Below are 12,273 nucleotides of genomic sequence, written 5' to 3'. Positions count from 1 at the left end.
GTGGTCAGCGACGACGGCGAGCGACAGCGCTGAGGGCGAGCGCCGCGACGGCGAGCGCGACACCGGAGAGCGCTGGTTTGTGCGTGCCGACCCAGAGCGCCGCGGAACGGTCCCGCGCCTGTTCGCGGAACACGCCCGCCGTGCCCCGGTCCGTGTCCGCATCGCCGGGGTGATCCAGATTGTCCCGCCAGGTCGCCGGATCGATCTCCTCGCCGGTCTGCTGGCTGTCGTAGCCGTCGCGGGCCAGCTTGCGGTCCAGCAGGCCGGGGAACAGGGCGTCGCCCACCCGAGCCTGCCAGGTCGGGCCACCCACGTTCAGCTCCCTGGTGCCACGGTCGGCAGCCCAGACGATGGCCCGGGCGGCCAGCTCCGGAGTGAAGATCGGCGGCACCGGTTGCGGATGCCGGGGCAGCCGGGTGCGAACCCAGGAGAACTGCGGCGTGTTGACCGCGGGCAGCTGCACCATTGACAACTTCACCCCCGGGCAGTCGTGCAGCAGCTCGGCGCGCAGCGAGTCGTTGAACCCCTGGACGGCGTGCTTGCTCGCGCAGTACGCCGACTGCAGGGGGATCCCCCGGTAGGCCAACGCCGAGCCCACCTGCACGATCGTGCCCTGCCCGTGCGCGCGCATGTGCCGCAGCGCGGCGAGGGTGCCGTGCACCGTGCCCAGGTAGGTGACCTCGGTGACCCGACGGAACTCGCGCGCCGGAATCTCCCAGGCCGGCGCGAACACCGACGCCATCGCGTTGTTGATCCACACGTCGATGCCGCCCCAGCGGTGCACCACGTCGTCGGCGGCCTGCTGCACCGCGCCCGCGTCGGCCACGTCGACCCGGTACACCCGCACGTCGGTCGCGCCGCGCAGTCGGCATTCCCGCTCGGCGGCGACCAGACCCGCCTCTCCCCGGGCCAGCAGCGCCAGCCGGGCGCCGCGCGCCGCGTACGCGTGGGCGACGGCCCGACCGACGCCGGCGCTCGCCCCGGTCACCACCACGGTCCGGGTCACAGTCACCCCTTCTGCCGAGTGGCGATGTCGGAGAGTCGGGCCAGCGTCTCCCGGTTACGCCGGTGCAGCACCAGATCGTTGACCTTGTTGTGAACCCAGCGCAGCGGGCCGGCGGCGAAATCCTCCCCGATCCGGATGCGGGTGGCGTTCTCGCCGACCGGCTCCAGCGTGAAGGCCACGATCGCCTCGCCGGCCGGCCAGAGACCGGCCTTCAGCACGAGCCGGTGCGGCGGTTCGCAGAACAGCACGGTCGAGGCGTCCTGCAAGGAGAACGGCCACGGCCCGGCCTTGTGGTGCAGTTGGCTGCCTACCCGGGGCCAGGCGTCGTCCACGTCTCGCACGTGTGTCGTCCCGACCACCCAGTCGCTGTACGTCCATCCGTCCGCGAGCACGTCGAACACCTGCTGCGGGGAAGCCTCAATCACTTTCTCCACAATCGCCACCGGGATCTCATACCCGGAGCACGGCACGGGCTAACTGCTGACCTGGTTAGCTTCTCTGAGACGGCGGGTAAGGCCGACCCGGGGCATCGCTGGCGGCGCTGGCCCACCCCCTCCACGGCGACGTTTACTCCTCGGGGCGCAGGGAACCCGCCGGCTGTGCGACAGGACCAGGAGGATCCGTATCAGCGCAGGTCAGCCCAGGTGTACCCCGCTGCTGACCGCGCCGGTTCCGGGTCTGTCGCAAGTCCCCGAGCGGTGCTCTACGACGCGGTGCTGCTGGACCGCGACGGCACCCTGATCGAGGACGTGCCGTACAACGGCGACCCGGAGAAGGTGCGGCCGGTGCCGGGCGCGCGGGCGGCGCTGGACCGGCTGCGCGCGGCCGGGCTGCGGCTGGCGGTCGTCACGAACCAGTCGGGCCTGGCCCGGGGTTACTTCACCGGTGAGCAGATGCGGGCCGTGCACGCCCGCGTCGAGGAGCTGCTGGGCCGGTTCGACGCGTGGCTGGTCTGCCGGCACGACGACGCCGACGGCTGTGACTGCCGCAAGCCGGCGCCGGGCCTGGTGTACGCCGCCGCCCGGGAGCTGGGGACGACGCCGTCCCGCTGCGTACTCGTAGGCGACATCGGCCGGGACGTCGGCGCCGCCATGGCCGCCGGGGCCGCGGGGGTGCTGGTGCCCACCCCGATGACCCGGCCGGAGGAGGTCGCGGCCGCCGGGTGGGTGGCCACCGATCTGCCGGCGGCGGTGGCGGAGATCCTGCGCCGCCAACAGGCCGTGCAGCCCTCGACCCCGCCCACCGAACCGGTACGGACGGCGCTCGTCGTCCGCTCGGATTCGGCGGGTGACGTGCTGGTCACCGGCCCGGCGATCCGCGCCGTCGCGGCCGGAGCGGAGCGGGTGGTGCTGCTGTGCGGGCCGCGCGGCCGGGCCGCCGCCGACCTGTTGCCCGGCGTCGACGAGATCATCGAGCATCCGCTGCCGTGGATCGACCCCACGCCGGGGCCGGTCGACCCGGAGGCCATGCGGAGCCTGTCCGCGCAGCTGGGCGTGGTCGGCGCGGACCAGGCGGTGGTGTTCACCTCGTTCCACCAGTCCGCCCTGCCGCTGGCGCTGCTGTTGCGGATGGCGGGAATCGACCGGATCGCGGCGATCAGCGACGACTATCCGGGCTCGCTGCTGGACATCCGGCACCGGGTGCCGGTGGGCGTCCCCGAACCCGAACGTGCCCTCTCCCTGGCCGCCGCCGCCGGCCATCGGCTGCCCGACGGCGACGAGCCGGTCCTGCGGCTGCGCCGAGACGCCGTGCCGCCGCGCCCGGCCGACCTCGGCGATGCGGGTTACGTGGTGCTGCACCCCGGGTCGGCCGCGTCGAGCCGGGCCTGCCCGCCCGAGGTGGCCACCCGGATCGTCGGGGCGCTGGCCGACGCCGGGCACCGGGTGCTGGTCACCGGCGGCCCGGACGAGCGCGCGGTCACCGCCCGGGTCGCCGCGGCCGGCGGCACCGACCTGGGCGGCCGCACCGACCTGGCCGGGCTGGCCGCGATCGTCGCGGACGCCGGCGCGGTAGTGGTCGGCAACACCGGGCCCGCGCACCTGGCGGCCGCCGCCGGTGTGCCGGTGGTGAGTCTCTTCGCACCGACCGTTCCGTTCGGCCAGTGGGGGCCCTACCGGGTGCCGACCGTTCGGCTCGGCGACGCCGCCGCTGTGTGCCGGGACACCCGGGCGGCCAGTTGCCCGGTCCCCGGGCACCCCTGCCTCAGTGGCGTCGACCCGGGCGACGTGGTCGACGCGCTCCGGACCCTCGCCGTCAGCGGTGGTGGCGGCCGATGAACATCCTGCTCTGGCACGTGCACGGCTCCTGGACCACGTCGTTCGTGCACGGCAGCCACCGCTACCTGATTCCCACCACACCCGACCGCGGCCCGTACGGCCTCGGCCGGGCCCGCACCTACCCGTGGCCGGACAGCGCGGTCGAGGTCAGCCCGGAGGAGTTGCCGAGCGCGGACGTCGACCTGGTCATCCTGCAACGCCCCGAGGAGATCGACCGGGCCGAGCAGTGGCTTCGTCGTCGCCCCGGCCGCGACCTTCCTGCGATCTACGTGGAGCACAACACCCCCAAGGGCGACGTGCCGAACACCCGCCACCCGATGGCCGACCGCGACGACCTGCTCATCGCCCACGTCACCGGGTTCAACCAGATCTTCTGGGACACCGGCGCCACCCGCACCACAGTGGTCGACCACGGCATCGTCGCCCCCTCCGCCTCCTACAACGGCGAGCTGGACCGGCTCGCCGTGGTGATCAACGAGCCGGTTCGACGAGGTCGGGTCACCGGCACCGACCTGCTGCCCCAGTTCGCCGAGATCGCTCCTCTGGACGTGTTCGGCATGGGCGTCGCCGGCCTGGCCGACCACCTCGGGCTGCCCGCCGATCGGCTGACCAGCCACGACGACGTGCCCCAGGAGCGGATGCACACCGAACTGGCCCGGCGACGGGCGTACCTGCACCTGTGCCGGTGGACCTCCCTCGGGCTCAGCCTCATCGAGGCGATGGCGATCGGCATGCCGATCGTCGCGCTCGCCACCACCGAGGCGGTGATGGCGGTGCCCCCGGAGGCGGGGGCGCTCGCCACCCGGACCGACACCCTGCTCGACGCCGCCCGCCGGTTCATCGCCGAACCGGCTACCGCGCGGCAGGCCGGAGCGGCGGCGAGAACCGCCGCGCGCGACAGGTACGGCCTCGACCGTTTCCTCGCTGACTGGGACCGGCTGCTGGAGGAGGAAGTATGCGGATCGCGATGATCTCGGAGCACGCCAGCCCGCTCGCCGTCCTCGGAGGGGAGGATGCCGGCGGCCAGAACACGCACGTCGCGGAGCTGTCCGCCGCGCTCGCCGCCGCCGGGCACGAGGTGCGGGTCTACACCCGCCGCGACGCGCCCGACCTGCCGGTGACCGTCCGCAGCCCGGACGGGTACGACGTGGTGCACGTGCCGGCCGGCCCGGCCGAGCCGGTGGCCAAGGACGCGCTGCTGCCGCACATGCGGGAGTTCAGCAACTGGCTGATCGAGCGGTGGCGCGGCGGCGACTGGGTGCCCGAGGTGATCCACGCGCACTTCTGGATGAGCGGCCTGGCCGGGCTGACCGCCGGCCGGCAGACCGGGGTGCCGGTGGTGCAGACGTACCACGCGCTGGGCACTGTGAAGCGCCGCTACCAGGGTGTGCAGGACACCAGCCCGGCCCGACGGGTCTCCTACGAGCGGGAGCTGGGCCGCTCGGTGGACCGGATCGTCGCTCAGTGCCGCGACGAGGTGGGCGAACTGGTCCGGATGGGTGTGCCCCGGTCCCGGATGACAGTGGTGCCCTCCGGGGTCAACCTCGCCACCTTCGCCCCGCTCGGACCGGCCGCCGACCGGGAACCGGGACGGGCCCGCATCCTCACCGTGGGTCGGCTTGTCGAGCGCAAGGGCTTCCAGACCGTGATCCGCGCGATGGCGTTGGTTCCGGACGCCGAGTGCGTGGTCGTCGGCGGCCCGCCCGAGGGGCTGTTGGAGACCGACCCGTACGCCCGCCGGCTGCGGGCCCTCGCGGAGTCGTGCGGGGTGGCCGATCGGGTGCACCTGGTCGGCGCGGTGCCCCGGGAGGAGATGGGCCGCTGGTACCGCTCGGCGGACCTGCTGGTCGCGGCGCCCTGGTACGAGCCGTTCGGGTTGACCCCGCTGGAGGCGATGGCCTGTGGGGTGCCGGTCGTCGGCACGGCCGTGGGCGGCATCCGGGACACAGTGGTCGACGGGACGACCGGTGACCTCGTGCCAGCCCGGGACCCGCACGCGTTGGCCGCCGCGATCCAGGGGTTGCTCGACGACCGGATCAGGCGTTTCGCGTACGCGACGGCGGCGCGTGAGCGGGCCCGGGAGCGGTACTCCTGGGCGGCCACCGCCGAGCGGCTGGTCGAGGTCTACAGCCAGGTGGCCGCCGTGCGCCGGCCGACCCGGGTGGTGGCCTGATGCCGACGGGCAGCCTGCTCGACACCCACCTGACGAATCTCGCCGCGGCGCTGGTGCCGTACCGACGGTGTGAGCGACAGCTGGCGCGCTGGGGCGCGGACCTGGCCCGCCGGCTGGCTGGCGGGGGGCGTCTGCTGGTGGCCGGCAACGGCGGCAGTGCCGCCGAAGCCCAGCACCTCACCGCCGAGCTGGTGGGCAAGCTGCACGACGACCGACAGCCGCTGTCCGCGATTGCGCTGCACGCCGAGACGAGCGCGCTCACCGCCATCGCCAACGATTACGGCTACACCGACGTGTACGCCCGCCAGGTGCGCGCCCACGGCCGTCCGGGCGACATCCTGCTGTTGCTGAGCACCAGCGGAACCAGCCCCAACCTGATCGCCGCCGCGCAGGCGGCCCGCGACGTCGGGGTGAGCACCTGGGCGCTCACCGGCACCGCGCCCAACCCGCTCGCCGACGTCTGCGACGACGTGCTGGCCGTCGCGTCCCCGGACACCCAGGTCGTCCAGGAGCTGCACCTGGTGACCAGTCATCTGCTCTGCGAGTACCTCGAACAGGAGTTGCCCGCCGCGCTGGCGGCAGTCGCCGATCCGACCGTCGTCCACCCCGGGCCCGGGGAGCCCGCACCGGCCGGTCGGCTGCCTTCCGCGCCGGTACGCACCGGGGTCGAGGTGGTGCTCGACGGGGGGCCCGGACAGCAGGTCGACGCGTGAGCCGGCCAGCAGGTCGAGGCGTGAGGATGAGGAGGCAAGCGTGAGGGGACCGGTGGTGGTGCTCGGGGACACCCTGCTCGACCGGGATGTGGAAGGTGTGGTGAACCGGCTCTGCCCGGATTCCCCGGTGCCGGTGCTCGACGAGACCGTGGCCACCGACCGACCGGGGGGCGCCGGGTTGGCGGCGGTGTTCGCCGCCGCGCAGGGCGCCGAGGTGGTGCTGGTGACCGCGCTCGCCGACGACGCCGGCGGGGCCCGGCTGAGCGCGCTGCTCGCCGCCGCAGGCGTGCAGGTGTACCCACTGGCCCTCTCCGGCGCGACGCCGGAGAAGATCCGGTTGCGGGCCCGGGGGCGGGTTCTGCTGCGCCACGACCGGGGCGGCGCGTCCGGGGAGCCGGGTCAGCCCTCCGACGAGGTGCTCCGGGTGATCGCCGCGGCGTCGGCGGTGCTGGTCAGCGACTACGGCCGGGGGGTGGCCCGGCAGCCCGCGCTGCGCGACGCGTTGGCCGCCACCCGCGCACCGGTGGTGTGGGACCCGCATCCGCGCGGCCCGGCGGCCGTGCCCGGCGTACACCTGGCCACCCCGAACGAGTCCGAGGTGCGCGAGCTGGTCCCCGCGCTGCCCGGCGCCTCGCGACTGGCCACCGCCTCCCGGGGCGCCCAGGGGCTACGGCGGCGCTGGCGGGCCGGCGCGGTCGCGGTGACGCTGGGCGGCGACGGCGCGCTGCTCTGCCACGCCGGGTCGACGCCACTGGTGGTGCCGACGCCAGGTAGCGCCGAGGGGGACACCTGCGGTGCCGGGGACCGGTTCGCGGCGGCGGCCAGCCTCGCACTGGCCCAGGGCGCGCTTGTCTCCGAGGCGGTGCAGGTGGCGGTCGCCGAGGCGTCCGCGTACGTGGCCGGTGGGGGAGTGGCCACGGCGCTGCCTCCGCCGGCCCCTACGGTGCGGGCCAGGAGTGCGCCGGGGCCGCGAGCCCTCCAGCCGTCACCACGAGGTGGTGCGGTGGCCGACCGGGTTGGGGTCGCCGCTGTCGCCACGCTCCTGGGTGAGGTACGCGCCGCGGGTGGCACTGTGGTGGCGACCGGCGGTTGCTTCGACCTGCTGCACGCCGGGCACGTGGCCACCCTGGAGGCGGCCCGGCAGCTCGGCGACTGCCTGATCGTCTGCCTGAACTCCGACGCCAGCGTGGCCGGGTTGAAGGGGCCGGACCGGCCGGTGCAGTCCGAAGCTGACCGCAGCCGACTGCTGGCCGCCCTGAGCTGCGTCGACGCGGTCCTCATCTTCGACGAGTCGACCCCGGAGACGGCGCTGTCCTGGGTACGCCCCGACGTGTGGGTCAAGGGCGGCGACTACGCCACCGGCGGTGGGGACGCGAGCGTCACCCTGCCGGAGGCGGAGGTCCTGCGCCGCTGGGGTGGGAACACCGTGGTGGTGCCCTACCTGGACGGTCGTTCCACCACCGACCTGATCGTCCGCACGCTTGCGGAGCGGACCCGATGACCGCCACGCGGCCCGGCGCCGGGCCCACCGTCCTGGTCACCGGCGGCGCCAGCGGCCTCGGCGCCGCAGTGGTCGCCGCGGTGGCCGCCTCCGGTGGCCGACCGCTCGTGCTGGACCGGCAACCGCCGGCCGACGGGGTGTCCTGGACCGAGTGCGACCTGGCCGACACGCGAGCCGCCGAGGTGGCCACCCAGCACCTCGCCGAGCAGGCCGGTGGCCTGGACGCGGTGGTGACCGCCGCCGGCACGGACGTGCCGGGCCGACTCGCCGACCTGCCGGGGGAGACCTGGGACCGGATCGTCGCCGTCGACCTGCTGGCCACCGCGGCGGTGATCCGGGCCGCGCTGCCGTTCCTGCTGACCTCCCGAGGCCGCATCGTCACCGTCGCCTCAACCCTGGGCGTCAAGGCGGTCAGCGACGCCACCGCGTACTGCGCGGCGAAGTTCGGCGTGGTGGGGTTCACCCGAGCCCTCGCCGCCGAGCTGGCCGGTCAGGTCGGCGTCACCCTGCTCATTCCGGGTGGGATGCGCACCGCGTTCTTCGACGAACGTGACCCGCAGTACAAGCCGGGGCCGGACGCGAACCTCAACGAACCCGCCGACACCGCCGCCGCGATCATGTTCGCGCTCAACCAGCCGCCCGGTTGCGCGGTGCGCGAGATGGTGGTCTGCGCCGAGCAGGAAACCTCGTACCCGTGATCCTCGTGCTGCGCGCTCTCGGCGTCGGCGATCTGGTGACCGCGGTGCCCGCGCTGCGGGCGCTGCGGGCCGCGTACCCGTCGCGGGAGCTGGCGCTCGCCGCGCCCAACTGGCTGGCCCCGCTGGTCGACCTGGTCGGTGGCGTCGACCGGCTGGTGGACACCGCCGGGCTGGATCGCCCCCTCCGGGTGGGGTCTGCCCCGCGGGTCGCGGTCAACCTGCACGGGCGCGGCCCGCAGTCGCACCGGCTGCTCGCGGCCACGCGGCCCGGTCGGCTGCTCGCCTTCGCCAGCTCGGACGCCGGCTGCGCCGCCGGCCCCCGCTGGGCCGTCGACGAGCATGAGGTGGACCGGTGGTGCCGGCTGCTGTCCTGGTACGACATCCCGGCCGACCGCGCCGACCTCAGCCTGCGTCGGCCCGGGGTGGCGGGGCTGCCCAGCGGTGTCACGGTGCTGCACCCGGGCAGCAAGATCCCGGCCAAGCGGTGGCCCGCCGAGCGGTTCGCCGCGCTGGCCCGGGCACTGACCGACCAGGGGCACCGGGTGCTGCTCACCGGCTCGACCGACGAACGGGCGTTGGCGGCCCGGGTGGCCGAGGCGGCGGGCCTGAGCTCGGACGCCGTGCTGGCCGGCCGGACCGACCTCGGCGCGCTCGCCGCGCTGGTGGCCGACGCCCGGCTGGTGGTCAGTGGGGACACCGGGGTCGCCCACCTGGCCACCGGGTACGGCACCCCGTCGGTCGTCCTCTTCGGGCCGGTGCCGCCGGCGCACTGGGGGCCTCCACCGGATCGGCCACGGCACCGGGTGCTCTGGGCCGGCGAGGCGGATTGGCCCAAGTGGGACGGGGTAGGGAGCCACCCGACGATGGCGGCTCTGCGCCTTGACGAGGTGCTGGCCGCCGTGGCCGAGGTGGAGAGGGTGGTGCGGGTCTCCGGTGCGGTTGCGGCGTAGCGACCCGGGTCGACCGGGGTACGGACGGCGTCGGCGCGGACGGGGTTGGCTCTTCGTCGACCCGTCCGGGGCTCCGGTGCGGGATCCGGATGTCCTGGCCCGGCTGCGGGAGTTGGTCATCCCGCCGGCCTGGCAGGACGTGTGGATCGCGCCGCACCCGAACGGGCACATCCAGGCGATCGGGATCGACGCGGCCGGGCGCAAGCAGTACGTCTACCACCCGCGGTGGCGGGAGAAGCAGGACGAGGCGAAGTTCGACCACATGCTGGAGGTGGCCCGGCGGCTGCCGGCGCTGCGCGAGCGGGTGGGGCGCGACCTGGACGGCCGTGGACTGGGCCGGGACCGGGTGCTGGCGACGGTGACCCGACTGCTGGACATGGGGATGTTCCGGGTCGGCAGCGACCAGTACGCGAACGGCGACGACCCGACGTACGGGGTGGCCACCCTGCGCCCCGAGCATGCCCGATCCCGGCGCGGCTGCGTGGTGTTCGCGTTTCCGGCGAAGGGAGGCATCGAGCAGGTACGTCGGATCGAGGACCCGGAGCTGTGCCAGGTGCTGGTGAATCTGCGCCGTCGTCGGCGACGGGCGGAGCGGCTGTTCGGCTACTGGGACGGCCGGGAGTGGCGCGACGTGCGCAGCGACGAGGTCAACTGCTACCTGCGCGACGCCAGCGGTGGGGAGATGACGGCGAAGGACTTCCGCACCTGGCACGCCACAGTGCTCGCGGCCACCGAGTTGGCCACCGTCGGCCCGGCCCGCTCGGTGACCGCCCGGCGTAAGGCGGTGGTCGCCGTGATGCGTGAGGTGGCGGAGCTGTTGGGCAACACGCCGACGGTGGCTCGCGCGTCCTACGTGGACCCCCGGGTGGTCGACCTCTACCACGACGGGGTGGTGGCGTCGGTGGATCCGCGGGCGCCTCGCGAGGAGGCGGAGCAGGTCGTCCTGAAGCTGCTGGAGGGGGCCTGACCGGCCCCGTCGGCGGTTCTGGGGGGAAGCGCGACGGAGCCGGAGCCTCGGGCGTCAGCGGGATGCCACCGGGCGGCCGCCCGCCGCTCGCGCGGCGGGCGCCTCGCCACGGCCCCCGTTGGCGGCCCACCAGGTGATGGCCGGCCGCGTTGGTGTCAGTCTGCCGGCAGCGAGTTGACAGTGGACGCCTGGCGGTTGACGATCCGCGCCAAATCCGAGCCACTGTCACGGTGTTCCTGCGGGGTGGTGCCGAACGCGGCCCGGAATACCCGGCTGAAGTGAGCCTTGTCGGAAAAACCCCACCGCGCCGCCACGGTCTGCACGGGCTGCGTGCGCAGCGCCGGGTCGATCAGGTCGCGCCGGCACCGGGCCAGTCGCAGATCCCGGATGTACGACGCCACAGTGGCGTCCTCGGCCTCGAACAACCGGTGCAGGGACCGTACCGAGATGTGGTGGGCGTCGGCGACGACCTGCGGGCCGAGTGTCGCCTCGCCGAGGTGGCGGTGGATGTACGACTGCACCTGGGTGAGCAGCGCCCGGCGGCGGACCTCGTTGGGCACGGCGTCCTCGGCGACGAGGTGCCGGCCGAGCATGGTGGTGGCCAGGTCGAGCCCCACCGCGCCGAGCCGGCTGGCGTCGGCGGCATGGTACTGCTCGGGGTGCCCGGTGACCTGGAGCAGGAACTGCGCCAGCAGCGCCCCGATCCCCTCGCTGCCCGACATCCGGCCGCCGTAGAGCGCGGCCATCCGCTGCGGCGGTAGGGGCAGGGCGGCGTGCGGGATCATTGTGACGATCGAGGTGGCCTGGTCCCGGTCCGGCTCGGTGGCGTGGTGGCAGACGTCGTGCGGCCGGGACCCGTCGTAGAAGGTGAACTCGCCGGCCAGGATCTCGCTGCGGCGACCGTCCTGGCTGGACGCGCCGATGCCGCCGGTGGTGAGGGCGAGGATGTACAGCTCCGGGTCGGACTGACGGACCAGCTTCCGGGTCCGGGTGGCGTCCAGGGACGGGTATTCGTACTGCACCAGCTGGATCGGGCCGAGCGCTATGAAACTGGCGCGGGCGGCGAAGTCGTCGCTGTGCGCGGACTGGATGCGCAGCGGCGCCGAGGTGCGTGCGACCAGGTCCAGCCACATGCCGAACCGTTCGCCCGGTGGCAGGACTGTGGTGTCGATGATGTCTCTCGGCAGCATGGGGCTCCCTCAGCCCGCCCGGCGTTGGATCAGCGCCTCGACGCCGTCGAGGATCCGGTCCAGGCCGAAGACGAACTCGTCGTCGGGGTCGTCGTCCTGGTGGAGCACACCGGCGTTCAGCACCCGGTGCAGCGCGGGGAAGCGGGCCGGGTCGATGAGCCGGGCCACCAGCCGACCGTACGCCGGCATCATCTCGCTGGGCTCGACGCCGGCCGCCCGGCTGCCCTCGGCGACCTGCGAGGTGAGGGTGGCCTCGTTGCGGACGTACCCGGTGATCAGCAGGAGCACCGACATCTTTTCGCCCTCGCCGAGCGTGGTGCCGTCGAGGCAGCGCAGCCCGTCCTCCATCCAGCCGAGCTGCTGCGGGGTGATCGGTGGGCCGCTGATCGGCACGTGCAGCAGCCAGGACCGCCGCCGCAGCACCTCGTGCTCGGCCCAGGCCCACCGGGTGAGGCCGGCGCGCCAGTCGTCCTCCGACGCGGGTGGGCCGGGGGAGGGGCCGTACCCGGTGTCCACCATGAGCATCAGCAGCTCGTCCTTCGAGCCGACGTACCGGTAGAGGGCCATGGTCGCGGCGCCCAACTCCTTGGCCACCCGGCTCATCGAGACGGCCGCCAGGCCGTCGACGTCGGCCACGCGTACGGCGGCGTCCACGATGGCGGGCACGCTCATTCCCGGCCGGGGGCCCTTGGGTGGCCGCTCCCGCAGCCCCCACGCGCTTTCGATGGACGCCGGGAGTACGGGCCCGCTGTCGTCTGTCTTCGCCGCCACATTTCCTCCTTGCCCCGTCATCCTAGTT

Annotated in this window: 12 protein-coding genes; 8 read left to right on the top strand and 4 right to left on the bottom strand. The window is 74.2% G+C overall.

The features are described from left to right. Window positions 1–4: 4 nt before the first annotated feature. Together ACIA47_RS21175 and ACIA47_RS21170 are read right to left on the bottom strand one after the other, a co-directional pair. Window positions 5–1,006, bottom strand: coding sequence for an SDR family oxidoreductase (locus ACIA47_RS21175; protein ID WP_396710032.1), 1,002 nt, complete (start codon window positions 1,004–1,006; stop codon window positions 5–7). Window positions 1,007–1,008: 2 nt separating this feature from the next. Continuing rightward, window positions 1,009–1,431 carry an SRPBCC family protein gene (locus tag ACIA47_RS21170; RefSeq protein WP_396710030.1) on the bottom strand — a complete coding sequence of 141 codons (423 nt, stop codon included), beginning with the start codon at window positions 1,429–1,431 and terminating at the stop codon, window positions 1,009–1,011. Between the two features lie 174 nt (window positions 1,432–1,605). Between ACIA47_RS21170 and ACIA47_RS21165 the strand changes: the two genes are divergently transcribed. The 8 genes from ACIA47_RS21165 to ACIA47_RS21130 are packed head-to-tail and all read left to right on the top strand — an operon-like array spanning window position 1,606 to window position 10,284. Continuing rightward, the gene (locus tag ACIA47_RS21165; RefSeq protein ID WP_396710028.1) at window positions 1,606–3,282 is read left to right on the top strand and encodes an HAD-IIIA family hydrolase; all 1,677 of its coding nucleotides are present in this window, start codon (window positions 1,606–1,608) and stop codon (window positions 3,280–3,282) included. Next, entirely contained in the window at window positions 3,279–4,253 is a 975-nt protein-coding gene (locus tag ACIA47_RS21160) for a glycosyltransferase (protein WP_396710026.1), read from the top strand. Before ACIA47_RS21165 ends, ACIA47_RS21160 begins: the two co-directional genes overlap by 4 nt. Further along, entirely contained in the window at window positions 4,238–5,455 is a 1,218-nt protein-coding gene (locus ACIA47_RS21155; protein ID WP_396710024.1) for a glycosyltransferase, read from the top strand. The genes ACIA47_RS21160 and ACIA47_RS21155 overlap by 16 nt, the downstream gene beginning before the upstream one ends. Further along, a complete protein-coding gene (locus ACIA47_RS21150) occupies window positions 5,452–6,168 on the top strand; it encodes an SIS domain-containing protein (RefSeq protein WP_396710149.1) in 717 nt (238 codons plus the stop codon). The genes ACIA47_RS21155 and ACIA47_RS21150 overlap by 4 nt, the downstream gene beginning before the upstream one ends. 40 nt (window positions 6,169–6,208) lie before the next feature. After that, on the top strand, window positions 6,209–7,669 hold the full coding sequence (locus tag ACIA47_RS21145; protein ID WP_396710021.1) for a PfkB family carbohydrate kinase: 1,461 nt from the start codon (window positions 6,209–6,211) through the stop codon (window positions 7,667–7,669). Then, window positions 7,666–8,367, top strand: a complete 702-nt coding sequence (locus ACIA47_RS21140) for an SDR family oxidoreductase (protein WP_210785226.1) — start codon at window positions 7,666–7,668, stop codon at window positions 8,365–8,367. The genes ACIA47_RS21145 and ACIA47_RS21140 overlap by 4 nt, the downstream gene beginning before the upstream one ends. After that, window positions 8,364–9,317: a glycosyltransferase family 9 protein gene (locus ACIA47_RS21135; RefSeq protein ID WP_396710019.1), complete on the top strand. Its 954-nt coding sequence runs from the start codon at window positions 8,364–8,366 to the stop codon at window positions 9,315–9,317. Before ACIA47_RS21140 ends, ACIA47_RS21135 begins: the two co-directional genes overlap by 4 nt. Beyond that, a complete protein-coding gene (locus tag ACIA47_RS21130) occupies window positions 9,301–10,284 on the top strand; it encodes a DNA topoisomerase IB (RefSeq protein WP_396710016.1) in 984 nt (327 codons plus the stop codon). Before ACIA47_RS21135 ends, ACIA47_RS21130 begins: the two co-directional genes overlap by 17 nt. 155 nt (window positions 10,285–10,439) lie before the next feature. Here ACIA47_RS21130 and ACIA47_RS21125 read toward each other — a convergent pair whose 3' ends face one another. Continuing rightward, window positions 10,440–11,474: a helix-turn-helix domain-containing protein gene (locus ACIA47_RS21125; protein ID WP_203123051.1), complete on the bottom strand. Its 1,035-nt coding sequence runs from the start codon at window positions 11,472–11,474 to the stop codon at window positions 10,440–10,442. A 9-nt stretch (window positions 11,475–11,483) separates the two neighbouring features. Further along, the gene (locus tag ACIA47_RS21120) at window positions 11,484–12,245 is read right to left on the bottom strand and encodes a TetR/AcrR family transcriptional regulator (RefSeq protein ID WP_203123049.1); all 762 of its coding nucleotides are present in this window, start codon (window positions 12,243–12,245) and stop codon (window positions 11,484–11,486) included. Between the last annotated feature and the right edge of the window lie 28 nt (window positions 12,246–12,273).

Origin of the sequence: Micromonospora sp. NPDC051227 (genome assembly GCF_044455385.1) — a bacterium.
Classification (GTDB): Bacteria; Actinomycetota; Actinomycetes; order Mycobacteriales; family Micromonosporaceae; genus Micromonospora.
This window is presented reverse-complemented; position numbering and strand designations above follow the sequence as displayed.